This window comes from Algoriphagus litoralis, assembly GCF_003259255.1.
GTDB classification, from domain to species: domain Bacteria; phylum Bacteroidota; class Bacteroidia; order Cytophagales; family Cyclobacteriaceae; genus Algoriphagus; species Algoriphagus litoralis.
This window is the reverse complement of the sequence record NZ_QGOL01000014.1, coordinates 155,368-178,703: the sequence shown is the minus strand read 5'-3', so window position 1 is coordinate 178,703 and position 23,336 is coordinate 155,368. Positions and strand designations below refer to the sequence as shown.

Annotated in this window: 23 protein-coding genes; 11 read left to right on the top strand and 12 right to left on the bottom strand. The window is 45.1% G+C overall.

Features of this window, described 5'->3' with window-relative positions; all coding sequences use genetic code 11:
* Positions 1 to 74: 74 nt before the first annotated feature.
* Entirely contained in the window at positions 75 to 1,418 is a 1,344-nt protein-coding gene (locus DK188_RS17170) for a sensor histidine kinase (protein ID WP_111672070.1), read from the bottom strand.
* On the bottom strand, positions 1,408 to 2,790 hold the full coding sequence (locus DK188_RS17165; RefSeq protein ID WP_111672069.1) for a sigma-54-dependent transcriptional regulator: 1,383 nt from the start codon (positions 2,788 to 2,790) through the stop codon (positions 1,408 to 1,410). The genes DK188_RS17170 and DK188_RS17165 overlap by 11 nt, the downstream gene beginning before the upstream one ends.
* A 181-nt stretch (positions 2,791 to 2,971) precedes the next feature.
* Here DK188_RS17165 and DK188_RS17160 point away from each other — a divergent pair, with 181 nt between their 5' ends.
* Complete coding sequence (locus DK188_RS17160; protein ID WP_111672068.1) at positions 2,972 to 3,397, top strand: FKBP-type peptidyl-prolyl cis-trans isomerase; 426 nt, start codon at positions 2,972 to 2,974, stop codon at positions 3,395 to 3,397.
* A 260-nt stretch (positions 3,398 to 3,657) separates the two neighbouring features.
* On the opposite strand, the gene purB is transcribed toward DK188_RS17160, so the two are convergent.
* Positions 3,658 to 5,001, bottom strand: coding sequence for an adenylosuccinate lyase (gene purB, locus DK188_RS17155; protein WP_111672093.1), 1,344 nt, complete (start codon positions 4,999 to 5,001; stop codon positions 3,658 to 3,660).
* A gap of 222 nt (positions 5,002 to 5,223) precedes the next feature.
* Between purB and DK188_RS17150 the strand changes: the two genes are divergently transcribed.
* Positions 5,224 to 6,327 carry a ferredoxin--NADP reductase gene (locus DK188_RS17150; RefSeq protein WP_111672067.1) on the top strand — a complete coding sequence of 368 codons (1,104 nt, stop codon included), beginning with the start codon at positions 5,224 to 5,226 and terminating at the stop codon, positions 6,325 to 6,327.
* A 13-nt stretch (positions 6,328 to 6,340) separates the two neighbouring features.
* A complete protein-coding gene (locus DK188_RS17145; RefSeq protein WP_157963267.1) occupies positions 6,341 to 6,835 on the top strand; it encodes a hypothetical protein in 495 nt (164 codons plus the stop codon).
* A gap of 53 nt (positions 6,836 to 6,888) precedes the next feature.
* Here the strand turns inward: DK188_RS17145 and DK188_RS17140 are convergent, their stop codons facing one another.
* From DK188_RS17140 to polX, 7 genes are all read right to left on the bottom strand, one after another.
* Positions 6,889 to 7,815, bottom strand: a complete 927-nt coding sequence (locus tag DK188_RS17140) for a DUF4097 family beta strand repeat-containing protein (protein ID WP_111672065.1) — start codon at positions 7,813 to 7,815, stop codon at positions 6,889 to 6,891.
* An 18-nt stretch (positions 7,816 to 7,833) separates the two neighbouring features.
* Positions 7,834 to 8,634: a hypothetical protein gene (locus tag DK188_RS17135; protein ID WP_111672064.1), complete on the bottom strand. Its 801-nt coding sequence runs from the start codon at positions 8,632 to 8,634 to the stop codon at positions 7,834 to 7,836.
* A 58-nt stretch (positions 8,635 to 8,692) separates the two neighbouring features.
* Positions 8,693 to 9,736, bottom strand: a complete 1,044-nt coding sequence (locus DK188_RS17130) for a porin family protein (RefSeq protein ID WP_111672063.1) — start codon at positions 9,734 to 9,736, stop codon at positions 8,693 to 8,695.
* 36 nt (positions 9,737 to 9,772) lie between these two features.
* Positions 9,773 to 10,573 carry a hypothetical protein gene (locus tag DK188_RS17125; protein WP_111672062.1) on the bottom strand — a complete coding sequence of 267 codons (801 nt, stop codon included), beginning with the start codon at positions 10,571 to 10,573 and terminating at the stop codon, positions 9,773 to 9,775.
* Positions 10,566 to 11,135 (bottom strand): RNA polymerase sigma factor, encoded by a 570-nt coding sequence (locus DK188_RS17120; RefSeq protein ID WP_111672061.1) that lies wholly within the window; start codon positions 11,133 to 11,135, stop codon positions 10,566 to 10,568. The genes DK188_RS17125 and DK188_RS17120 overlap by 8 nt, the downstream gene beginning before the upstream one ends.
* A gap of 147 nt (positions 11,136 to 11,282) precedes the next feature.
* Complete coding sequence (locus DK188_RS17115) at positions 11,283 to 11,570, bottom strand: hypothetical protein (protein ID WP_111672060.1); 288 nt, start codon at positions 11,568 to 11,570, stop codon at positions 11,283 to 11,285.
* Between the two features lie 193 nt (positions 11,571 to 11,763).
* Entirely contained in the window at positions 11,764 to 13,473 is a 1,710-nt protein-coding gene (gene polX / locus DK188_RS17110; RefSeq protein ID WP_111672059.1) for a DNA polymerase/3'-5' exonuclease PolX, read from the bottom strand.
* A gap of 201 nt (positions 13,474 to 13,674) precedes the next feature.
* Between polX and DK188_RS17105 the strand changes: the two genes are divergently transcribed.
* Genes DK188_RS17105 through DK188_RS17090 form a run of 4 tightly spaced genes read left to right on the top strand, consistent with a single transcriptional unit; the run spans position 13,675 to position 17,198 of the window.
* Positions 13,675 to 14,073, top strand: a complete 399-nt coding sequence (locus DK188_RS17105; protein ID WP_111672058.1) for an EVE domain-containing protein — start codon at positions 13,675 to 13,677, stop codon at positions 14,071 to 14,073.
* Positions 14,070 to 15,686, top strand: a complete 1,617-nt coding sequence (locus DK188_RS17100) for a transcriptional regulator (RefSeq protein ID WP_111672057.1) — start codon at positions 14,070 to 14,072, stop codon at positions 15,684 to 15,686. Before DK188_RS17105 ends, DK188_RS17100 begins: the two co-directional genes overlap by 4 nt.
* A 34-nt stretch (positions 15,687 to 15,720) precedes the next feature.
* Complete coding sequence (gene pyrR, locus DK188_RS17095) at positions 15,721 to 16,269, top strand: bifunctional pyr operon transcriptional regulator/uracil phosphoribosyltransferase PyrR (RefSeq protein WP_111672056.1); 549 nt, start codon at positions 15,721 to 15,723, stop codon at positions 16,267 to 16,269.
* A gap of 2 nt (positions 16,270 to 16,271) precedes the next feature.
* A complete protein-coding gene (locus tag DK188_RS17090) occupies positions 16,272 to 17,198 on the top strand; it encodes an aspartate carbamoyltransferase catalytic subunit (RefSeq protein WP_111672055.1) in 927 nt (308 codons plus the stop codon).
* Positions 17,199 to 17,282: 84 nt separating this feature from the next.
* Here the strand turns inward: DK188_RS17090 and DK188_RS17085 are convergent, their stop codons facing one another.
* On the bottom strand, positions 17,283 to 17,888 hold the full coding sequence (locus DK188_RS17085) for an OmpW family outer membrane protein (RefSeq protein WP_111672054.1): 606 nt from the start codon (positions 17,886 to 17,888) through the stop codon (positions 17,283 to 17,285).
* A gap of 172 nt (positions 17,889 to 18,060) precedes the next feature.
* Here DK188_RS17085 and DK188_RS17080 point away from each other — a divergent pair, with 172 nt between their 5' ends.
* From DK188_RS17080 to DK188_RS17065, 4 genes are all read left to right on the top strand, one after another.
* Positions 18,061 to 18,777, top strand: coding sequence for an ABC transporter ATP-binding protein (locus DK188_RS17080; protein WP_111672053.1), 717 nt, complete (start codon positions 18,061 to 18,063; stop codon positions 18,775 to 18,777).
* Positions 18,770 to 20,407, top strand: a complete 1,638-nt coding sequence (locus DK188_RS17075) for a putative ABC exporter domain-containing protein (RefSeq protein WP_111672052.1) — start codon at positions 18,770 to 18,772, stop codon at positions 20,405 to 20,407. The genes DK188_RS17080 and DK188_RS17075 overlap by 8 nt, the downstream gene beginning before the upstream one ends.
* 188 nt (positions 20,408 to 20,595) lie before the next feature.
* The gene (locus DK188_RS17070; RefSeq protein ID WP_111672051.1) at positions 20,596 to 21,963 is read left to right on the top strand and encodes a cystathionine beta-synthase; all 1,368 of its coding nucleotides are present in this window, start codon (positions 20,596 to 20,598) and stop codon (positions 21,961 to 21,963) included.
* Positions 21,964 to 21,972: 9 nt separating this feature from the next.
* Positions 21,973 to 22,629 (top strand): DUF2189 domain-containing protein, encoded by a 657-nt coding sequence (locus DK188_RS17065; RefSeq protein WP_111672050.1) that lies wholly within the window; start codon positions 21,973 to 21,975, stop codon positions 22,627 to 22,629.
* Here DK188_RS17065 and DK188_RS17060 read toward each other — a convergent pair.
* Positions 22,607 to 23,335 carry a lysophospholipid acyltransferase family protein gene (locus DK188_RS17060; RefSeq protein ID WP_317046879.1) on the bottom strand — a complete coding sequence of 243 codons (729 nt, stop codon included), beginning with the start codon at positions 23,333 to 23,335 and terminating at the stop codon, positions 22,607 to 22,609. The genes DK188_RS17065 and DK188_RS17060 overlap by 23 nt on opposite strands.
* Position 23,336 lies beyond the last annotated feature (1 nt).

Sequence of the window (23,336 nt, the reverse complement as noted above, 5' to 3'; positions counted from 1 at the left end):
TGTACCTTTTGTGATTTTTATTTTTTAAAATAAAATGAAGAATGACAGACTTTCTACTTTTTGAAACTCCTTTTTCACCCATTAAAAATCAACTTAAAAGTCGTTCCTTCTCCAACAGCAGACCGCACTTGGATATTGCCTTTGTGGCGGCGCATGATCTGCTTGGAGAGACTAAGGCCGATGCCTGAGCCTTTCTTTTTGGTGGTGAAGAATGGAATAAAAATCTTGCCCAAGGCTTCTTCTTCGATGCCCTTACCGGTGTCGCTGACTTCAAGAATGATCTTCCCCGCTTCGTCGATAAAGGCTCGAAGCGTAATCACTTTTTCATCGGCATCCTCTACCGCCTGAATCGCGTTTTGCAGCAGGTTGATCATCACTTGCTCGATCTGCATTTGATCACCAAAGAGAATCAGTTCCTTCGGGTTGAGTTCCTTGACAAACTTGATCTCATTCGCTTCCAGTTGGTTTTGCAGCAGCACTTCCAGCTGATCAAACAGTCGGGAGATCCCGATACTGCCGAATTTCGGCATGGGTATATGCGCCAAACTCCGGAAATCAGACACGAAACTGATCAGTCCCTCACTCCGCTTTTCGATCGTGGTGATCCCAAGGTGACAGTCTTCCATGTCGGCAGGACTGAGCGGTTCGTTGTGATCCATCTTGTACTCGATCTCGCCTTTTAGCGTACCTGCAAGGGAAGAAATCGGCGCGATGGAATTCATGATCTCATGGGTGAGGACTTTGACCAAGTTTTGCCAGGCTTCCATTTCCTTCTCCTCGAGTTCGGATTGGATGTTTTGTAGGGAGACGAGTTTGAATTTTTCCCCGCGCATCAGGAGCTCGATCACGTAAACCGAAAGCTGCATGATGCCGTCCGGATGCGCGATTTTGATCAGTTCGGAACCACCGGTGCGGAGGTTTTGGATGGCGAGGTGAAGCTCCTTGTTGATGCTTTCGATCTCGGAGATGCTCTTGAGATCGTCCACATTCAGGATTCGCTTGGCGGCGACATTGAGGATCTGGATTTCCCCATTTTCCCCAAACGTGATCAAGCCGATACTCAGGTGCTTGAATACCGATCGGAAGTACTGGTAATTCGCTTCTTTTTCCGCCTGATCTTCCTTCAGCTTTGCCAAGATCGCATTGAACTCAATGTGCAGATCATCCGTCTCCGTCCCGTCAAACTTGACCGGGTAGAGCTGCGAGTACTTGTCCTGCTTGATGTTATCGAGGAAGAGTCGGACTTTCTTGAAGGAACTTTCCGAATATCTGATCAGAAAAATAATCTGGAAAACCACCAGAATAAGGAAAAGTGAAATCATAAAGACTCCCCAATCCCCAAGAATGGCGTAAGCAAGCAGAAACATTGATGCGGCAACCAGGGCAATCCTGCCCAGCAGCCCAACTCTATAATCCATATTTTTCTAGTCTTCGGTATAGGGAGGCCCGGGTGAGTCCGAGTTCCTTGGCCGCTTTAGAGATGTTTCCGCCATTTTTATCGATTGCCCGCTGGATCGTGCTCCGCTCCATATCGTCAAGGTTCAGCGTGACTGCGGTTGGGGCTTTTTCGGATGCCGGCTTTGCCGAAAGGAAAAAGAAATCCCTCGAATCCAACTCGTCACCTTCGGCCATGATGATCGCACGCTCGATGGCGTGCTGCAGTTCACGGATATTGCCCGGCCACTGATACCGCTGTAAAAGCTCCATAGCAGCAGGCTTGAATCCGGTGAAGTTTTTTCGGTATTTCTGAGAATAGCTTTTGAGAAAATGGTTGGCCAGGGTAGGGATGTCGTCCTGTCTTTCGCGCAGCGGAGGAAGGAAAATCTCCACCGTATTGATTCGATAGAGCAAATCTTGACGGAAGGTATTGTCCATGACCATTTCATGCACGTGCATGTTGGTGGCGCAGATCAAGCGGATGTCGACGGGAATGGCTTTGTTGGTACCGATACGGGTCACTTCTCTGCGTTGCAAAACTGTCAACAACTTGGACTGAAGCGGCATGGAGAGGTTTCCGATTTCGTCGAGGAAAAGGGTTCCTTTGTCAGCGATCTCAAATCTACCCGCACGGTCGTCTTTGGCATCCGTAAAAGCGCCGCGCTTGTGACCAAAAAGCTCTGATTCAAAAAGCGTCTCGGTGATCGCACCCATATCCACCCCGACGAATATCTCGTCTTTGCGCAGGGAGCGATCGTGAATTGCTCGGGCGATCAGTTCCTTTCCCGTTCCGTTTTCACCCAAAATCAAGACATTGGCATCGGTCTGCGCGACTTTGTCGATGATGGAAAAGATGTTTTTCATGGAAGCTGATGCTCCGATGATGTCCGAATAGGGTTTTTTGAGGTCCGTTTGCAGTTGTTTTTGCTTTTTCTGAAGCTTGTCGACTTCATTGTAGCTTTCCTTGAGCTTGATGGCGGAGGAAAGCGTGGCGATCAGTTTTTCATTTTGCCAAGGCTTCAGGATAAAGTCTGTCGCACCTTCTTTAAGCGCTTGCACGGCCATTTCCACGTCACCGAAAGCGGTGATTAGAATCACGACTGCCTTGGGATCGATTTCTTTGATCTGATTGAGCCAATAGAAGCCTTCTTTGCCGGAGGTGGTATCTTCCCGGAAGTTCATGTCCAAGAGGATGACATCGTAGCTGTTGTTATTGATCAAAAAGGGAATCCTGCGGGGATCTTTTTCGATCATGACTTCTTTTGCATGCTTTTTCAGGAGCATTTTTGCAGCGAAAAGCAGGTCTTCGTTGTCGTCGATGATCAGTATCTTGCCTAAGTTTTGCGCTTCCATTGTTGATTGTTTTGCCTTACTAGGGGGAAAATGATGCCAAGTGCAAATAAGGGGAATGGAGCGCTTTTTTCCTTGGAAAATGTACGATAATGTACATAATTACACTGTTTTCGGACACAACTGTCCGGTTGGGCGGTCAAAATCATTTTGTTACCTTTGTGATTCACAAAAACAAAACAACATGCAAGCTAAAAAAGGGGATGCCGTGAAAGTCCACTACACCGGAAAACTGGAGGATGGAAGTATTTTTGATTCATCGGTTTCCCGTGAACCGCTTGGCTTCACGCTGGGCGACGGAAACATGATTAAAGGTTTTGACGCTGCCGTGTACGGTATGGTCATTGGAGATAAGAAAACTGTGACGATTCCTGCTGCTGAGGCGTACGGAGAGCGCAGACAGGACATGATGATCGATGTGCCACTTAGCCAAGTGCCACCAAATATCCAACCTGAGATCGGTCTTCAGCTAACCCTGCAGGGTGGTGGAGGGCAGCCGATGCCAGTGACTATCGTGGACATGACCGAGGAAAAAATCGTCTTGGACGCCAATCATGAATTGGCAGGCAAGGATTTGATTTTCGAGATTGAGTTGATGAAGATAAATTAAGTAGGGAGACCTAAGACAGGAGACTGAAGAACTGAAATTTCCAAGGTATAAAAAAAACAAAAAACCGATAGAAGTGATTCTGTCGGTTTTTTTGTGGAAGTGATCTTTTGTTTCCCGCTGATTTATGCGGAAAAAGTCACAGAGAATCGCTGATTTGTTATAGATATTTTACAATAGATCAAAGCGATTATTGAGAATTGGGCCAAACTCTATTGTTTAGCCCCACTTCGGTCTTCGGTCCTAGGTCTTCCTACCCTTCTTCAAATCCCGGTATAGTTAAACGGCGTGATCGCCTTCAACTCTGCCTTGATTTCATCAGAAATGGCTAGGCCATCTACAAATTCTGAGATCGAAGCCTGTGTGATTTTGGAGTTGGTGCGGGTGAGATCGCGGAGTGCTTCGTAAGGTTTTGGGAAGCCTTCTCTTCGCAGAATCGTCTGAATCGCCTCAGCGACTACTGCCCAGTTTTCCTCCAAGTCTGCATCGATCGCCGCTCGGTTCAGTTCGAGTTTACCCAAGCCTTTTTGCAGGGATTCAAAGGAAATCAGCATATGCGCCAACGGAACTCCAATGACCCGAAGTACGGTGCTGTCAGTCAAGTCACGCTGTAGTCTAGAGATAGGAAGCTTTGCTGCCAAATGCTCCAAAAGTGCATTGGCAATACCGAGGTTTCCTTCGGCATTCTCGAAGTCAATCGGATTGACTTTGTGCGGCATGGCGGAAGATCCCACTTCACCAGCTTTGATTTTTTGCTTGAAATAATTCATCGCCACGTACTGCCATACGTCTTTGGACAGGTCGAGCAAAATGGTGTTGATACGCTTTAGTCCATCAAAAATGGCCGCAAGATTGTCATAGTGCTCGATCTGAGTAGTCGGGTAGGAGCGCTCGAGTCCGAGGTAATTTTCCACGAAGTGGAAAGCAAACTCATTCCAGTCCTGATCCGGATAAGCCACTTGATGCGCATTCATGTTTCCGGTGGCTCCACCGAATTTGGCAGAGTAAGGAACTTGCTCTAGCAATTCGATTTGCTTTTTCAATCGGACCACAAATACGTTGATCTCTTTGCCCAAGCGGGTAGGAGAGGCAGGCTGACCATGGGTTTTGGCAAGCATTGGGATCACGCTCCATTCTTCAGCCAAATCGCTCAATCGCTCGATAATTTCCTCCAAAAGCGGCAAAATCACTTCCTGAAGTCCGTGCTTCAGCATCAAAGGTGTGGCCGTATTGTTGATATCTTGTGAGGTCAGCCCAAAGTGGATAAACTCCTTAAACTCCTCCTGACCCAACTGGTCGAACTTATCTTTCAGAAAATATTCCACCGCTTTGACGTCGTGATTGGTCGTGCGCTCAGTGGTTTTGATCCACTCGGCATCTTCCAGACTAAACTGCTTCACAATCGCCCGGAGCTTTGGGAAAAGCTCGTGGTCAAAATCTGCCAATTGAGGCAGGGGCAACTGGCAAAGGGCGATGAAATATTCGACCTCGACATGAACCCGGTACTTGATCAGGGCAAATTCAGAAAAAAAAGCTCGAAGAGGTGCAGTCTTGCCGGCATAGCGGCCATCCACGGAGGATACTGCTGTCAAGGCGGATAATTCCATTTTATTTAGATTTTGCTTCGCAAAGTTGATTCCATCCGATTTTCGGAGGGCGCAATTTAGGTCTTTAGTACCAAAATCAGGTTGAGGAAGAGGAAATTCTCTCAGGCCACCAAACTTACTTTTGGGATTTGGAGTTGTGAAGGGGAATTTCTCAGTAAAGAGCACAATAAAACCGACTTGGGGCTTAATTTTGCAGCCGAATCACGATCAGACTAGTAGCAAATGTTCAATCTATTTAAGAAAAAGAAAGAAGAACCAAAGGTAAATTCATTTTTGCCCTTGAAAGTGCGGGAGGTAGTACGGGAAACGGAAGATACCGTGACCATTTATTTTGAGCAGCCAGAGCCGATTTTGGATTACAAGCCGGGCCAGTTTCTGACGCTGGTCATGGAGTTTGAAGGCAAAGAGCAGCGTAGATCCTACAGTCTTTGTACTTCGCCTTTCGTGGATCCCTTTCCGGGGATTTCGGTCAAGCGTGTGGCTGGAGGGCTTTTTTCCAATCATCTCAATGAAAATATCTTTCCGGGCAAGACAATCAATGTCCTGAAGCCACTGGGGAATTTTACCACGGATTTTCATTCCAAAAACCAAAGACATTTCTTCCTGATCGCAGGCGGAAGTGGGATTACTCCGATCATGGGCTTGCTCAAGACAGTCCTGGTCAATGAACCCAATTCTATCGTGACTCTGATCTATTGCAGCAGAAATGAGGAGCAGATCATTTTCAAAAATCAGTTGAGTCTACTGGAAAAAGCAAATCCTGATCGACTGAAGGTGATTCATAACCTGAGTCAACCGTCCGAAAGCTGGACCGGACTGAAGGGACGACTCTCGTCCGAACTGCTTCGGGAACTTTTCCTCAGAGCTGAATACGAGCAACGCTACGAAGAAGTGTACTTCATGTGCGGACCGGATGGAATCATGGATATCGCTCAGGATGTGCTCAATGAGCTGGAAATAGACAAAGACCGGATTCATCGGGAAAGCTTCTTTTCGGCAGCAGCTCATCAGGCTCATGAAGAAGCACTGAAAGGAATCAATACAGGGGCTTTGTCTAGAGATGTCACCATTCTGCTGGAAGGGGAATCGCATCTTGTGACCGTGAATCCTGGCAAGACTGTATTGGAGTCCGGGCTTGCTTCCGGATTGAATATGCCCTATAGCTGCCAAAGCGGGCTGTGTACCGCTTGCCGCGGAAAACTCCTGAGCGGACAAGTGAAGATGGATGAGGACGCGGGATTGAGCGAAAAGGAAATCGCGGCAGGCTATGTGCTTTGCTGTGTGTCCAGACCTTTGACAGACGACATCAAAATCACCATCGAATAACCCCAAACCTATTTTGGATAACGAAGAGATTGGAAGAATTTACCGCAAGACGGAGCGCCTGACTTTACTCATTCTGATGGTGTCATTGCCACTTTTTGGAATGGTCTACCTGTACGATACATCGGGAAATCTTTCTTGGGATTTGCCTAGTCCTCCCGGATTTGTGAATGGCTTTTTGATCGGATTCAGCAGTATGCTTCTGATCGGGCAGTATGTGATTTTTCACAAAAAACTGAAGCTTACCTTTGCTGTGGATGAGTTGGTTGATAAGGTGAGGATCTATTCTCAGGCGACAGATCAGCGGTTTTGGATTCTTTTTCTGACCTCTATTCTCGCTACACTCGGGTTACTCTTTTATCATAATCCAGTTTACACCGTGATCTTTGCTGTTACGCTGGTGTTTTTTTCTCTTGCCAAACCCAGTCCCGACAGGATGGCCAGATTGATGAAGTTGAAAAAAGAAGACCGGGAGCTTATCAGAGAAGCGTCCCGGCCTAAGGTAGATTAAAGATTTGGAATTTGAGATTCGAAATTTGTCTGAAATTTCAAACCTCTAATCATTTAATTAACAATCGTGATATTGCCAGAGGTGATGTTTCCTTTCACTAGGGATGATGATCCGTTGTCGATTTCTAAGGCTTTGCCTGAATTGATTCCACCCACTTTAAGATTTCCTGAGGATGCTTTTAGCGAGAAGTTGAAAGCCTTGAGATTGGATGGAGTCTGAATATTGAAGTTACCTGAGCTTCCACTGAGCTGGGTATTTTCGCCCAGTCCTGCATTGGAAGCGCGGATATTCCCAGATGTAAATCGGATCGATCCCAACTTTCCGATATTGTTAAGCTTGGCGTTGCCGGAAGTCAAGCCCACATTCAATTCTCCGGATACATTGTTTGCTTCTAGGGAACCACTTGTTGATTGAAAATCCAAGTTTCCAGTAATACCCGAAAAATCCGCATTGCCAGATGTAATGCCTGCAGTCACATCACCTGCTACATTGTTGACTTCCAGATTTCCAGATGTAGCCTTGATGATGAGGTTACCCCGAAGATTGGTCGCCGTAAGATTTCCTGAGGAGACTCTTAAAGAGGTGGTTTCGTTGCTGACATTGTCCACGGTAATATTTCCAGAGCTGCCTTTGAGGTCAAGGGCGATCATTTCCGGTCCGGAAATGGTAATGTAGCCTTTGTTTTTTGAGTTCCAGGAGTAGTTGTTTTGCTTCTTGGTATGGGTGATTTTCAATACATCTCCCACGGTGACAAATACAATATCCTGTGCCGTGTCATTGGATTCCAAGTAAGCCTCGACATTGACTTCGGAACCCGTGCCACCGGTGTAGGTGACGTTGAGCCAGCCACTTTCCACTTCGATTTTTTTGATCCCTGAATAGTTCTTTTTGGTGTCGACGAGCACATTTTGTGCAAAAGCCGCAGCGCTGACCATAACCAGGATCAGGGCGAGTGAAAGTTTTGAATAGAGTGTTTTCATAGTAGTAAGAAAGTTGAATTAATCGATGTATACTCCAAAGCTCATGGCTTGGAATTCAGGACCTTTGCCGGGTTGGAAGAGATCGTTGAGATCATAGTTGAAGAAGAAAGTGACATCTCCTACACCGACTTCGGAACGAAGGCCATATCGCAGGTTTTCGACATACATATTGGACTTTTCAAATTGCTTGCGCTGATTTCCTTCCGCGTCGTCATAGACGAATTTCCCACGTCCACCGACTCTCAGACCTGCGTATGCACCTGCTCCAAATCTTAAATTTCCGTCATTGGTCCGTAGGGTTGGCATCAGCGTCAAATTGACAAAAGATGCCGAGATCTTGGACTTGGTCCCAATGCCTTGGTCGAACTCTTGAAACTCAAGCCCATCTGGAGTTTTGACGGCGATGATGTCTCTATTTTCGAATTTGAAATTGTACCAACTTACCCCTAAGGAAGATTTGAAGTGGAAGTTTTTGCTGGCTTTCCAGGTTCCTGTAGAGTTGAGTGCCACATACCAGCTTCCCCAAGGCTTTACCGCAGGAGCTCCTTCGTCGCTTGGCCAAATATTGATGCCGATCTCGGACTCAAGGAAATTGTAGGAGAAATTTGAAGATTTATGGCTTTCGTAATTTGTGTAGTCGATGTCTTCGACTTCCCATTCGTAGGTTTTGGAACCGTCAGAATACTTGGTCACCTGCCAGGTCTTGCCTAAGACCGTGTACATTTTGGTTTTTTCACCCTCCATGGCGGTCTTTTCCTGAGCCAGCACAGGAGAAAGAACTAGTAAAAAGAGTAATGAGGAAATAATTGTTGATTTCATAGTTGGTAAAGTTTAAAATCAATGGAAAAAGAGGGGGAGGCGGACTCCCCCTTGATTATCAGAATACTATACCGAAAGTGATCGGGTTCAGTGCGGGTCCTTTTCCTTCTTGGAAAAGCTCATTGAGATCGTAAGTGGTGAAGAATTTCACTCTGCCAATGCCAAGCTCTCCTCGGATACCGTATCGGAGATTTTCAAGATAAAGGCCAGTTGCTTCTTTATCTTTTCTTCGGCCAGATCCGCCGATTTCCTCATAGACATACTTGGACTGACCTCCCAGTCGATAGCCTACATAAGGTCCGGCAGCGATTCGCATGCCTCGTCGGCCATTGTCATTCATTTTACCAAAATCAAGCTCCAGCATGGTAGTGGCAGTCAGGTAGGAGGAAGAGATTTTGCTTTTGAATCCGTCTACGTCTGTTCGCTGGAGAAAGTCAATGGCATCCTCTCCGCGTACGGCCTGAAAATCTCTGTTTTCAAACTTGAAGTTGTAGAATTGAAATCCGATTCCAAAATCCCAATAAAAGCCTTTGGAGATTCGCTGGGCTGCCATCCAGTTGAGTCCTACCATCCAGCTTCCCCAACCTTTGACGGAATAGGGTTTGTCCGAAGTCGGAAATGAACCATCTTCCAGGTAATTGTTTACACCCAGATCTATATTGAAATAGGTTCTAAAGGGAGGGTCAGATTTTTTCTTGGTCCCGGTTTCTACTTTCACCCGGGTATTGTCACCGGATTCATCGACATAGACGCGCATTCCGGCTACATTGACTTCGGTATTTCCACCGTCTTCGTACACTTTGACGACCTCTTTGACTGAGCCGTCACGCTTGCGGATTTCTACAATGGTCAGGTCACCGGTTTCTTTGTTTTCCTCCAGATCCAGCTCGCTGATGATCTGGTTGATGTTCATGAGCTTGAGTTTTTCAAAATCTTCCTTGGACTCGACGATGATGACCACCTTGCCGGATTTTCCAAATTCAACGACTACGCTATCCTTCATGACTTTCGTTTCGGTCAAGATCGGATGGTCTTTCAGGTTGGATGCAAAAGCGACCTGAACCACTGCCATCAGGCAAAATAAAAGCAGGTATTTTTTCATAATATCAATAAATTAAAAGGTGGGTGTTGGTTTAGTTTAAGGTTTTTCGTCTCCTTGGCTCTTTTTGGTAGTCAGCGAGGCGAAAAGGTTATCTTTTTTGTCCTGAAGGGTAATCAATCCTTCATCTACTTTGCCGATCAATCCCTCCACTTGGCCTACGGTCTTGCCAAGTTCGGTGATGAGATTCTTCTCTTGAGGTTCTCCTTTTTTGACTCCGTCAGAATAGATACTCACACGGTAGAGTGGTTCTTCGGTAGCTTTGGCGGGAGCTTCGGCAACCAATTTTTCGACTTCAGGAACTTTCAATTCCGGCATAGCCACTTCCAACTCATTGGTCTTGAGCGCTGGTACCTCTACGATGATTGCTGATTCGATCTTTTCAGGCTGAGTTTGCGGAGTTGCTTCTGCGATCAGAGTTTGTGGTGTTGAGTTTAAAGCAGGCTTAGGATTTGATTTTTTATCGGAATTGGCCGGAGATTTTACTTCAGTTTGGATTTCGGTCTTTACAGGATCTTGGTTTTCAATGGGTTGCTCGATTTCTTCTTTCGGTTCAAGAGGCTGATTACCAGCTTCCTGGGGTGTTTCTACGGATAGCTCGGTCTTTTCCGCTACTAGATTTTCCTCAGTCAGTCCATTTTCAGATGGCCAAAACGAGTATCCGGCCACAAGCAGTGCAGTCACCGAGGCAGCGATCGCCCACCAAATCCCGAAATTAGGTTTGGATTGTTTTGGGAGTTGGCTTTCGAGCCTTTCCCAGGCAAGTGCACTTGGTTTTTCGCGGTGTCCGTTCAGCTTCTCTTTGAAATGCTGATCGAATTGTTCGTTTGTCTTAGCCATGATTCGTCTTGGTTTTGGGTTGCAGACTGGCAATTTTTTCTTTGAGGGCTGTTCGGGCCCGGTTGAGTTGAGACTTGGAAGTGCTCTCTGTAATACCGAGTAGATCGGCGATTTCCTGGTGAGCAAATCCCTCGATTGCGTACAGATTGAATACAGTGCGGTAACCTACAGGCAGGCTTTGCACCAGTTCCATCAGCTCGGCTGCCTCTAGCTGAGTCAGTTCGTAGTGGTGATTGCTGTAGTCAAATTCCGGCTCCAGGTTTACTTCCATCATCAAGTGACGATTGCTTCTCAACGTCATGAGGGCCTGCGTGACGACGATTCGCTTCATCCATCCCTCAAAACTTCCCTTGGCCTGAAACTGCGGGAGCTTTTCGAAGATTTTCATGAAACTCTCAATCATCACGTCCTCGGCATGTTCACGATCCTTAAGGTACCGCATGCAGATGGCCAAGAATTTTCCCGAATAGGTATCATACAAGTGACGCTGGGCTGACCGATCACCCTTGAGGCATCCCTTGATTAGTCCTTCATCAGTAGAAAAGTTGGTTCTGTTGAACATTCCGGTTGGCTTTCAAATAGGTAGATGCGGGCTTTGAAAAATTGGTTGCGTTGAGATCTGAAAAAAAGTTAAAATTATTTATCCGTAAAATAAAAAGCCTGAAAATCAGTTGTTTTCAGGCTTAAGATGTTTTGAAGAATCTTTTTTTCAGAGGGAAAGAATAAAAAAGACCAATGCTACGGACAAGATCAGGATCATCATTTGGGATTTTTCCTTGTATTCTTTGGCGAGTTTTCGCTTGCGCAAAACCAAAATCGCCATTCCCAAGCCTGCGAACTGAAGCAGCAAACTGACTCCGTTGAGCGGCCCCATCGGTGCTTCGACGAATCGCCAAGTCGTATTCAAAATCGAAAGTGCTCCCAACACAATACCAACTATCCCGAATAAAAAGGAGCGCTGCAATAGGACGGGTTCGGGAAGGTCAGACCATTTCATTTTAGAGTATCAAGTATTTAGATTTTAGTATCAAGAATTAGAGGAAAGAGCCGAGAAACAAAGAGGGTATGAAGCAAGAGTTAAGAGATGAGATTTAAGACACAAGATTGAAGACAATTGCCCAAATTTCACTTTTCCAGCAACTTTGACAAACCGACAACCATTTCAACCAAATACTTGGCACTTTTTCTTTTTACATCACAGGAATTCTTTCCTTCCGGCCCGCAAAGTAAGCAGCAATTTCTTCTCTGTTGAGTGTATTGAGCGTCATTTCTTTGGTCAGTCCACCTTTTCTCCCAATTAGCACACCGTATTTCATGTCGGCATAGCCATCCATTTCGTGCGCATCAGGATTGATGGAGAGTTTCACTCCCTGATCCATGGCATAGCGAATCCATCTCCAGTCCAGATCCAGCCTCCAGGGATTGGCGTTGATTTCGATGACTACATTATGAGCGGCACAGGCATCAATTACTGCCCGGTGATCGATCGGGTAGCCTTCTCTTCTGAGCAAAAGTCTTCCGGTCGGATGGCCTAGAATCGTAGTGTATGGATTGGAAATGGCCCGGACCAATCGGTCTGTCGCGCGTCTCACATCCATATTCAAGATCGAGTGGACTGATGCTACAATAAAATCAAAGCTAGCCAAAACCTCAGTCGGATAGTCTAGACTTCCGTCACCTAAGATGTCACTCTCGATTCCTTTGAAGATTTTGAATGGCGCCAATTCTTTATTTAAAGCATCAATCTCCGCCTGCTGCTTCATCACTTGCTCAATATCCAATCCTCCTGCATAGCTGGCTGTGCGGCTGTGATCGGATATTCCTAGGTATTCGTACCCGAGTGATTTGCAGTATTCTGCCATCTGCCTCAGGCTATGTTTCCCGTCGCTGTAGGTGGAGTGGTTGTGGAGAATTCCTTTCAGGTCGGAATCCTGAAGCAATTCAGGGATTTTATTTTCTTTGGCCAGCTCCACTTCTCCAAATCCCTCCCGCAGCTCTGCAGGGATAAACTGGAGTTGGTTTTTGGTGAAAAACTCTTCTTCAGAGCTGAAATCCTTCTTGTTGAGTTTTTCAGCGACTGATTCATTTTCATCTACCAAACTCAAAAGATGCGCTTTGGAAGCGGAATGGCTTAGTTTTTTCCAGGCAAAATCACCTTTTGAGCAGAAATGGAAGGTCAGAGACAAGTCCAAGTCCCGAACTTTCCCACGCAAGGTTTTTGGTCCCGAATTGGTCAGATCCCAGCTGACCGATTCGAGGGTTTTTAGCCTTGCTTTCACCGGAATTAAATCATCCGATGAGATGAGAAACTCAGCTTGGGAGATGATTTCCATTTTTCTTGCAAAATCTCCTACTACAGCGAGCTCGCAATCTGGAAGTAGTTGTTTGATTTCCATTTCCAGCGAAGCAATAGTTTCTTCGATATCTGCATAGAGCCATTTTCCAGCATTGGAGGCTTTGAATTCCAGATTTTGAATGATGGTTTCCTGAGTTTTTTCACCAAAACCTTTGATCTTCGCCACCTTTCCGCTTTGGCAGGCTTCCATCAGTTCATGCGTAGAAGTGATGCCCAGCTCCTCCCAGAGTATTTTGACTTTCTTTGGTCCGAGCCCTTTGATCTGAAGAATCTCAAGAATTCCCGTAGGGGTTTTTCCTATAAGTAAATCCAAAGCCGGGAAAGTTTCTGTGGATTTAAGGCTTTGAATGGCTTCGATGATACTTTTACCGACACCGTTGATCTGTGTGAGTTCGGCGTCACTTAAGTGCATAATGTCCTGATCCCCACGCTCCAGCGAGGTCAGGGCACTTTGATAGCTCCGTATCTTAAATGGATTTTCATCGTGAAGCTCCATCAGCTGAATGCTCAGCTTGAGTTTCTTTAAAATAGTTTTATGATCCAAAACAGTCAGATTTTCGTGTCAGTACTCAGACAAATGTCTTTAATTATTGTTTCAATTTAAAGTCGCAAGCGGTAACTTATGTCGGAAGATTATGGCAGACAGGATTCTGTCAGATTGGTCAGATGGAAATGATCAATGGGCAATGAGTAATCACTTCAAATTATTTACCATTAACCTATAACCCTTAACCCTTAACCCACCATGAACTACTGGATGGTAAAAACTGAACCAAACGCATACTCTTGGGAGGATTTTTCTAAAAAAGGAGAAGATGTATGGGATGGAGTGAGAAATTATCAGGCACGAAATTTCTTAAAGGAAATGCAGCTCGGAGATCCGGTATTATTTTATCATAGTGGTAAGGATAAAGCTGTAGTCGGTCTGGCCGAAGTATCTGCTCCTGCATTCCCCGACCCAAAGGATGAAGCTTGGGTGGCGGTAGGACTTAAAGCAAAACATGCATTGAAAAATCCCGTGACACTAGAGGTCATCAAATCAGAAGATGGCTTATCCGAAATGTTAATGCTTCGTCAGTCTCGACTTTCTGTGATGTCTGTGACCAAAGAAGAATTTAATCTGATCCTGAATTTGAGCAAATGAAGTTGATTCTTACACTATTGTTTTTTGTATGCTCCATGGTTGCCGTTCAGGCACAGGTGAAGTTTTTATCAAGGTTTGAAATAAAGGGACAGCCCTATGATCCGGTGTTTGAGATGATGCGAATTCCTAATGGATTGGTGACTTTTCGGACGTATCAGGCGCGTAATTTTTCCAGCGAAAAAGTTTTTCAGTTTTTCAAAACTAACCTTGATCTCAAATCTGAGGGGTTGATTGAACTAAATCTCCGTCAGGGATTTGATATGATTGGATACGATATTGAAGGGGATAATCTCTTTGTCCTGATGGCCAAAGGCTCAAATTCCAATGCCGATAAATACATTTTGCAGGTCAATCTGGAGACCAACCAAGGCTTTGAATTTTCGGTAGATAACCTGCTCAGTATTGAGTTGGTGGAGTTTTTGGTTCAAAATCGTAAGGCAGTTTTTATGGGTAATTCAGAAAGTAGGCCTGTTTTGCAGATTTATGACCTTGACGACAAGAGCATCCACACGGTACAGGGAATCTACAACAACAATACTCAGGTACTGCAAATCCGCAAAATGCCAGAATTGGAATCACTTGAAGTGGTAGTCAGTCGACGGGGTCAATATAAAAACCGGGAAACCTCCATTTTTACATTTGACATGGAAGGAAATCTGATCAGAGAGGTGAAAGTGGATCAATTTGGGGAGCAGGGACAGGAGATTCTGGAAGGGTTGTTGTTGGCGGATCAGAATTACCAGCAAGTGATGGTAGGCTCCTATGGACTGGATGGACGAAATTCCTACCAAGGGGTCTACATCATGGAGATTAATGAATTTGGAGAATATGCGTTCAAAGTCTATACCCTGGAGGATTTTCCCAATTTCTACAATTACCTGCCCGAAAAGCAAAAAGTAAGGCAAGATCAGTCGGTTTTAAAAGATCTGGAGAAGTCTAAAATCCCTTCGATCCGGAATACCTTTTCCATACGGGATGTCTGGGAGACCCAAGATGCCTACTTCCTCTATTTTGATGAGGTGAATATTGTCAATTCCAGAGGGAGTCGCGCAGGTGGATGGTCTCCGACCAATCAATACCGCTACGACCGCGCTAGTCGAATGGGCTATGCTCCAACTTTCAGTGACATAATGGTGCTGCCAAATGATATCAGCCAGGCCTTCACCCTTACGAATGAATTCCAATATGAGGCGGCACATTTTATCAAAATATCTAAAGAAGGTCAGGTACTTTGGGATAATGCGGCTACCTATGATGATTTCACGACGGATTTTCCAGAGGCTTTTGGAGAAATGGCAGTGGTGGGAGAGGACGTCTATCACCTCTATGTGGAAAATGACCAGATCAAGGCTAGTTTTTTCAGAAATGGAGAGAAAATATTTGAGCATCTGAGTTTCGACTTGGAGCTCCGCGACGAAGGAGATCGGTTGAAAAATACCGATCTGAGCACACTGCGACTTGCTCACTGGTATGATCGGTACTATATTCTCTCCGGTCAGCAGTCCATCCGTTTTTTGAATGCTGAAAATAGGGAAGAAGTCAGAGATGTATTTTTCATGAGCAAAATTGTGGTAGACGGAGATTTGTACCAGCCGGAGGAAGTTCAGGACTAGTTTTATTTTCTATATTTACGCCCAAATCCAACCCATGCAGAAGCGGCTTGTACTCGATCAGCAGCAGATTGCCATCATTCTGAAGCGATTTTGCTACCAACTCATAGAAAATCACGACGATTTTGAGAATACCGTGATCCTAGGTCTTCAGCCTAGAGGCACTTTACTTTTAGACAAAATCGTCAGCTTACTGGAAGAAATATCTGGGATAAAAGTGCCTTCAGGATATCTGGATGCGACCTTTCACCGGGATGATTTCCGAAGAAGAGATTTTCCGCTCAAAGCCAACGAAACCAAAATCGACTTTCTGGTAGAAGGTAAAAAAGTAATCCTCATCGATGATGTGCTTTATCAGGGGAGGTCTGTGCGGGCAGCAATGGATGCGATGATCGCCTTTGGCCGGCCTCAGAAAGTCGAGTTGATGGTGCTCGTGGATCGCAAGCTGACCCGAGATTACCCCATCATGCCGGACTATTTCGGAGTGAAAGTAAATACCCTAGAGACGCAGTATGTGGTAGTGGAGTGGAAGGAGCAAGGCCATCCGGCAGATGCTATTTGGATCACAGAGAAAGTTAAAAGTTAATCATGTCGCAACTCAGCACCAGACACCTGCTAGGAATCAAAGACATTACCGAGACAGATATACGCCTGATTCTCGATACTGCAGCCAATTTCAAAGAAGTGATCAACCGACCGATCAAAAAAGTCCCTTCACTTCGCGACATCACGATTGCCAATATTTTCTTCGAGAATTCCACCCGCACCCGACTCTCGTTTGAATTGGCTGAAAAGCGCCTGAGCGCCGATGTGGTTAACTTTTCCTCTTCCAATAGCTCGGTTAAAAAAGGCGAAACTCTCGTCGATACAGTCAATAATATTCTGGCGATGAAAGTGGATATGGTAGTCATGCGGCATGCCAGTCCAGGAGCACCACATTTTCTTTCCAGAAATATCACCGCCAATATTGTCAATGCAGGTGACGGTACCCATGAACACCCTACACAGGCGCTTTTGGATGCCTTTTCTATGCAAGAGAAACTCGGAGATCTCACGGGCAAGAAGATCGCCATCATTGGAGATATCCTTCATTCCAGAGTCGCCTTGTCGAATATCTTTTGCCTACAAAAACTCGGTGCCGAAGTGATGGTCTGCGGACCGATCACACTCTTGCCCAAATACATTTCCAGTCTGGGAGTCAAAGTGGAATTGGATGTGAAAAAAGCCCTGGAATGGTGCGATGTGGCCAATGTCTTGAGAATCCAGCTGGAGCGGCAGCAGATCAAGTATTTCCCGAGCCTGAGGGAATATTCGCTCTACTACGGGATCAATAAAAAGATGCTGCAAGCCTTGGATAAGGAGATCGTCATCATGCACCCCGGCCCGATCAATCGCGGCGTGGAACTCAGCTCCGATGCAGCCGATTCAGAGCATTCTATCATTCTTCATCAGGTAGAAAATGGAGTAGCAGTCCGAATGGCAGTCTTGTACCTCCTGGCAGGAATCAAAGGCTAAGTAAATTGCGGACGAAAGAAAAAGGCGATGAAATGGACTTTCATCGCCTTTTTTATTTCAAATGCCCAAAAATTTGAGGCTCGGTTAGTTTCTCCATCTTCCTCCACCCACGAAAAAGCCGAGGGTAAAGCCAAAATATTGATTAGTCGCTTCGCCGATTACCTGGCCACTGACATTTTGAAGATTGCTGGTAGGTACAAAATTGTATTCGGCGCCAATCCGGAACTTCCCAAGCTCTACCCCAGCGCGAACCATAGGAGCCCAAGCGAACGTGGCTTCCAAATTTCCGATTTGATCCTCATCGATAGTGGTGTCTTCGATGTCAATATTACTCAAAGCATAATACCCAAATCCTGCTCCGATGTAGGGAGCAACACTGCTATTCCCTTTGTTGAAATAGTAATTTACCGTGCCGGTAATGGAAGCATTGGCTGCAACTTCACCATTATAATCATCCGGAATATTGTAATAGGTCACATCCTTGGCCAATCCTACTACCCCAAGTCTCAACCCAACGGCAAGGTTTTCCTTGACCAAAATCTGGGGTTCTAAATTGACCAATGCGCCAATTCCTCCGTCCTTTGGGACTGCTGCCCCTAGGTCCATCTGGAATCTGAATCCGCCTGCCCGTTGGGCAAAAGTGGTTTGAGTCATGAGTAGAATGACGATCACTGTGAAAAGTTTTTTCATATACGTTGTGTTTTTAAGCCTCCTACCAAAAAAGATTCCAAGTTTTTTAAACTACTGGTTTTTCGTATGGTTATTTTCGGCAGACAGCGCTGATGGATTAAATTCTGCACTTCTCTAAAGTAAACTAGGACATCCTGGCTAATTTGCCGAAAATCACGAAACGATTCTGAAAATGCTCACAGTTACCAATCTGATCAAACAATACGGAAAGCAAAATGCAGTAGACGATGTCTCCTTCCACTTGGATGGAGGCGAGGTAGTGGGATTGCTCGGGCCAAATGGTGCAGGTAAAAGCACCACGATGAAGTGTATCGTTGGCTTGCTTCGCAAAACTTCCGGTGAGATCCTGATCGGAGGCCATGACCATCTCAGTGTGGAGGCGAAGCGATTTTTCAGTTACATTCCTGAAACTCCTTATGTATATGATTTGCTCACGGTCAAAGAGCATCTTCAGTTTGTCGCTCAAGCTTATGGAGTGAAAGACTGGCAAAGTCGTGGAGCTGAACTTTTGGAACTGTTTGAATTGGATGACAAAGCCAATAAACTGGGACGTGACTTGTCCAAAGGAATGCGTCAAAAGGTTTCCATCTGCTGTGCGTTGCTGCCGGATCCTCAGCTGTTGTTTTTTGACGAACCGATGATTGGCTTGGATCCAAAGGCAATTAAAAACACCAAACAGGTATTCAAAAACCTAAAAGAGGCCGGAAAAACCATCCTGGTCAGTACCCACCTGATCGACAGTGTGGAGACTATCGCAGATCGGATTATGATCCTGAAAGACGGGAAAATCATCGGGAATGATACTATTTCCAACCTCAAGCTTCAGGCCGAGCAGAGTGAGATTTCTTCCTTGGAGGATTTGTTTTTAGAAATGACCAAAGATGCATGAAATAAGACTTCTGTTCAGGAAAGATATCTTCATCCTGATCAATAACATCAAGCTTATTCTCAAGAATCCGCTTCGCCTTCTACCTTATGGAGCTTTGGTGGGCTATTTCACCTTTATCTATTGGCAAGGAGCAAAAAGACGTCAGGAAGATGGACTGGGGGATGTTCAGAATTTGAATCTCGAGGGGATTCCAGAGCCTGATTTTGCAGTTCAAAACATCATCGGTGGGATTACACTTTTGGCTTTAGGATTCTTGGTATTTCAACTTTACCGTGCGACCAAAAACAATGTCAGCTTTTTCAAGATGGCGGATGTTAATCTGCTGTTCATTGCGCCGGTTAAGCCTGAAAATCTCTTGCTCTATTACATGGCAAGATCAATTCTGCCTTCTTTGGGGGGGTCCATACTTTTCATGGTATATGGAGGGAGTCAGATGGCCAGCCAGTTTGAGATGACTATTGGCATAGCGCTGTTTTTGATTATCGGATTTGCTCTGTTTTTCTTTTTGATATTTCCGATCCGCTTTTTGATTTACACGCTTCACACTAAATATGGCGTGATGGAATACATCCGTGGTGGAATTATCGGCTTGGGAGTCGGTTTGACACTGATGATTTTGATTCCGGGTTTTATAGCGGATAAATTCTGGCAGGGAATGTTTGCTTGGGTCGCTTCCCCTTGGTTTGATCTTTTCCCTTTTGTGGGCTGGAGCAGGGGGATCATGAGCTATGCAGCTCACGGAAATGCTCTCCTGTCACTTGCTTTCATCGGATTGTATGGGCTGACCTACTTCGTAGTGGTGAAATTGGTGATCCAATACGCCGGATATTACTATGAAGATGTGCTCGAGGCTACCAAGACGAATGAAGATAAGCTGGACAAAGCACGAGGGAAGCAAGAAGTGGACGAGGGGTCCTACAGTCTAAATGCCAAAAAACAGTTGGCATTGCCTGATTTTGGTGCTGGCGCAAAAGCTTTTTATTGGCGGAATTATGTCCACAGCAGCAGGCAAGACTTTCATCCTTTGTTTGGAATTTACTCCCTCAGCATGGCAGGAATCGGGATTGTGATGGCAGGACTGTCGAATTTCGATTGGTTTTCTCATAAGGTGTTGTATTTCTATCTAATTCTTATGCTGGCTTTTTACTTTATGGCGGGAATAGGAAGAGCGAATATTGGAGACCTTAAAAAGCCGTTTTTTATCCTAGTTCCAGCGAGTTGGTCTGCTAAATTCTGGAATATGATCAAGTTGGATATTCTTCAAACCTTGATTTTTGCCGCGGTTTTGATTGTGCCTTCAGTATTTTTGGCGCATGTCAGCTGGCTGTTGATTCCTTTGTTTTTAGTAGGGATCGTGGTGTTTTACTTGATTGGATTTTCGATCAATCTTATTCCTCAGGTAGCACTGGACGAGGGCTGGGATCGAAAGCTTATCAAGCCTTTCATGATCGGAGGAATCTTCCTTTTTGGAATCATTCCAACTGTGATTATGAGTGTTTTGATATTCATTATTACCAAGCAGTTTGTCTGGACCCTCCTCACTTGCGTGATAGGAATGACTTTGGTAGCTGCTATTCTCTTGCACGTCTCCTTGGATGTATTGAAGCGATTGGAATTTAAGGAGGTCTAATCCGGTGGTCGATATTCACTTTCAAAGGTTTGGTTAAGAACGCTCAACCAAGAAACCTGAAAAGAAAGGAAGCAATTGGTGCCGATGGATCATGATTTTCTGCAAAATATTATTTGGTTAAAAAAATGGCATTTGCCTGAGAGCAGAAAAATTCCTGTAATTTTGACTCGTCCAAATATAACTGCACTATGATCTACAATTCCATCATTGAGACAATCGGCAACACACCGATGGTACGCCTGAATAAACTTGCCAAAGACATCAAAGGAGAGGTTTTGGTAAAAGTCGAATACTTCAATCCGGGTAATTCCATGAAGGACAGGATGGCGATCAAAATGGTAGAAGATGCTGAGAAGGCGGGACTTTTAAAGCCAGGAGGAACAATCATCGAAGGAACCAGCGGTAATACCGGCATGGGGCTGGCATTGGCAGCTGTGGCCAAAGGATACAAGTGTATTTTCACCATGGCTGACAAGCAGTCCAAGGAAAAAATCGATATCCTCCGAGCAGTGGGTGCCGAGGTAGTGGTTTGCCCGACAAACGTTTCTCCCGAAGATCCAAGATCATATTATTCAGTAGCTAGAAAGCTGAATGCTGATATCCCGAATTCTTTTTATCCCAACCAATACGATAACCTATCCAATACAGCGGCCCATTATGAAACCACAGGTCCAGAGATTTGGAAAGATACTGATGGCAAAATCACGCATTACGCAGCGGGAGTGGGTACTGGGGGTTCTATGTGCGGTACTGCCAAGTACCTGAAAGAGCAAAATCCAAACGTAGTGACCGTAGGTATTGACACTTATGGCTCGGTTTTCAAGAAGTACAAGGAGACGGGAATTTTTGACGAAAAGGAAGTTTATCCCTACCTGACCGAAGGAATTGGCGAAGATATTCTTCCAAAAAACGTCGATTTCAGCCTGATTGATCACTTTATCAAAGTGACGGACAAAGATGCGGCGGTGATGACGCGACGTTTGGCTCGAGAAGAAGGACTTTTTGTAGGTTGGTCCTGCGGATCAGCCGTGCATGGCGCTTTGGAATATGCAAAAGAGCACCTGAAAGAAGGTGACCGCATGGTGATCATCCTACCAGATCATGGCACTCGTTATTTAGGCAAAGTTTATAACGACGAGTGGATGAGAAATCATGGTTTCTTGGAGGACAAAACGTACTCCACAGCCCGTGACATTATTGCTCAGCGAAGTGGTAGTTATCAGCTGTTAGGTGTGAAAAAATCTGATTCTGTCAAAGAAGCGATTGCGATCATGAACGGAAAGAGTGTTTCCCAAATCCCTGTCATGGAAAATGGCGAAGTCGTAGGAAGCTTGACTGACAATAAATTATTGTCAAAAATCATCGATAACCCTGGCTTGAAAGACGGAAAAGTGGCCGATGTCATGGAGGACTCGATGAAGTTTGTAGCCTTAGATTCTACACTGGATGTGCTTTCATCTATGGTTGAAAAGGAAAAGGCCGTGCTCGTAAGAGATACAGCAGACAATATTCACATCATCACCAAACACGATATCTTGGAGGCTTTCACCAAGTAAAAACTGCAGATGACCCCAACTCAGATCGAAAAGCTGTTTCGGCAGTTTCCTGAATTCAGTATTCAGGAAAGTATTTACAGAGCTTGGGAAATGTTTAAAGACCAATGGTTGAATACGCTCGCATATTCACTGTTGGTTTTTACTATTCAGGGCGTGTCGACGTATTATTTGGGCGATTACGCCTTGATGGTCAGTATTTTTCTCTCCCCGCCGCTTACGGCAGGATTCTTCCTGATTGCCAATCGGATCAGTCGGGGAGTAGATGTATCCTTTTCAGATTTTTTTGAAGGGTTTTCTTTTTGGGGGATTTTGATCGTTACCTCGCTTGTTTCAGGCATCTTGACCTTTTTTGGAATTTTGGCATTGATTCTTCCTGGGGTCTATCTGGCAATTGCGTTCATGTTTGGGATTCCCTTTGTCCTGTTTTCAGGAATGAACTTTTGGGTTTCGCTAGAACTCAGCCGAAGGTTGATCACGATGAACTGGTGGAAGTTTTTTGGATTTGTCATCGTTTTAGTTGTTCTGAATATTCTTGGTTTTCTATTCTTTTTTGTCGGGATTTTAGTGACTCTACCGGTGAGCTATTTTGCCATTTATGTGGTTTTTGAGGAATTGACAGCGGATGCATTGGCGGAGTCAGAGGTTACTCATGCGCCAAAATCATAGCTTCTAATCGATTTCTGCACTTTTCAGTAAACTCATTGACAGCGTCATCTGAAGTTATGGGTGGGTTGATCGCCGCTGAAAAGTACACGCTTACTTTTCCGGGAGAAAGCAAAAGCGACCCCCGCTTCATAATTTGATCTGCACCGATGATAGCCATAGGAAGAATGGGAATGCCTGTTTCAATGGAAAGTCGGAAAGCCCCTTTTTGAAAAGGCAAGAGCGTTTCTGAGTTGTCGTTTCGGGTGCCTTCCGGAGCTACGACGATCGAACTACCCTGATTCAGGAATTGGACAAGTTTTTCCAGACTGACTCTGCGGGATTCCGAATCGCTTCGATCTACCCATACCGCAAGTTTGCCTATCACTGTTCCAAAAACCGGGATTCTGGAGAGTTCTTTCTTCCCTATGGCACGCACTTCCTGAGGAATGGACAAGGGGATCATTGGTGCATCGATAAAGGAACGGTGATTGAAGATATAGATGTACGATTTGGAGTTCGCAATATGCTCCAGTCCATATACTTCAAATCGTATTCCGGAAAGAAGGGCCCAGGTTCCCGCCCAAAGTCGGATAAAAAAGAAAGAAATTTTATCGCCTTTTTGGCTGATTACCAGTGGAATCAGTACAAAAAGTCCAAAAATCAGCATCAAGAGTACAAAGAGAATTGCTGAATAGGTGGTATAAATCCATTGGAAGAACTTGATCATC

What these genes read in the sequence shown, in the direction of transcription:
- DK188_RS17170 (WP_111672070.1), bottom strand. Translation starts at nt 1,418, where the DNA reads ATGGATTATAGAGTTGGGCTGCTGGGCAGGATTGCCCTGGTTGCCGCA.
- DK188_RS17165 (WP_111672069.1), bottom strand. Translation starts at nt 2,790, where the DNA reads ATGGAAGCGCAAAACTTAGGCAAGATACTGATCATCGACGACAACGAA.
- DK188_RS17160 (WP_111672068.1), top strand. Translation starts at nt 2,972, where the DNA reads ATGCAAGCTAAAAAAGGGGATGCCGTGAAAGTCCACTACACCGGAAAA.
- purB (WP_111672093.1), bottom strand. Translation starts at nt 5,001, where the DNA reads ATGGAATTATCCGCCTTGACAGCAGTATCCTCCGTGGATGGCCGCTAT.
- DK188_RS17150 (WP_111672067.1), top strand. Translation starts at nt 5,224, where the DNA reads ATGTTCAATCTATTTAAGAAAAAGAAAGAAGAACCAAAGGTAAATTCA.
- DK188_RS17140 (WP_111672065.1), bottom strand. Translation starts at nt 7,815, where the DNA reads ATGAAAACACTCTATTCAAAACTTTCACTCGCCCTGATCCTGGTTATG.
- DK188_RS17135 (WP_111672064.1), bottom strand. Translation starts at nt 8,634, where the DNA reads ATGAAATCAACAATTATTTCCTCATTACTCTTTTTACTAGTTCTTTCT.
- DK188_RS17130 (WP_111672063.1), bottom strand. Translation starts at nt 9,736, where the DNA reads ATGAAAAAATACCTGCTTTTATTTTGCCTGATGGCAGTGGTTCAGGTC.
- DK188_RS17125 (WP_111672062.1), bottom strand. Translation starts at nt 10,573, where the DNA reads ATGGCTAAGACAAACGAACAATTCGATCAGCATTTCAAAGAGAAGCTG.
- DK188_RS17120 (WP_111672061.1), bottom strand. Translation starts at nt 11,135, where the DNA reads ATGTTCAACAGAACCAACTTTTCTACTGATGAAGGACTAATCAAGGGA.
- DK188_RS17115 (WP_111672060.1), bottom strand. Translation starts at nt 11,570, where the DNA reads ATGAAATGGTCTGACCTTCCCGAACCCGTCCTATTGCAGCGCTCCTTT.
- DK188_RS17105 (WP_111672058.1), top strand. Translation starts at nt 13,675, where the DNA reads ATGAACTACTGGATGGTAAAAACTGAACCAAACGCATACTCTTGGGAG.
- DK188_RS17100 (WP_111672057.1), top strand. Translation starts at nt 14,070, where the DNA reads ATGAAGTTGATTCTTACACTATTGTTTTTTGTATGCTCCATGGTTGCC.
- pyrR (WP_111672056.1), top strand. Translation starts at nt 15,721, where the DNA reads ATGCAGAAGCGGCTTGTACTCGATCAGCAGCAGATTGCCATCATTCTG.
- DK188_RS17090 (WP_111672055.1), top strand. Translation starts at nt 16,272, where the DNA reads ATGTCGCAACTCAGCACCAGACACCTGCTAGGAATCAAAGACATTACC.
- DK188_RS17085 (WP_111672054.1), bottom strand. Translation starts at nt 17,888, where the DNA reads ATGAAAAAACTTTTCACAGTGATCGTCATTCTACTCATGACTCAAACC.
- DK188_RS17080 (WP_111672053.1), top strand. Translation starts at nt 18,061, where the DNA reads ATGCTCACAGTTACCAATCTGATCAAACAATACGGAAAGCAAAATGCA.
- DK188_RS17075 (WP_111672052.1), top strand. Translation starts at nt 18,770, where the DNA reads ATGCATGAAATAAGACTTCTGTTCAGGAAAGATATCTTCATCCTGATC.
- DK188_RS17070 (WP_111672051.1), top strand. Translation starts at nt 20,596, where the DNA reads ATGATCTACAATTCCATCATTGAGACAATCGGCAACACACCGATGGTA.
- DK188_RS17065 (WP_111672050.1), top strand. Translation starts at nt 21,973, where the DNA reads ATGACCCCAACTCAGATCGAAAAGCTGTTTCGGCAGTTTCCTGAATTC.
- DK188_RS17060 (WP_317046879.1), bottom strand. Translation starts at nt 23,335, where the DNA reads ATGATCAAGTTCTTCCAATGGATTTATACCACCTATTCAGCAATTCTC.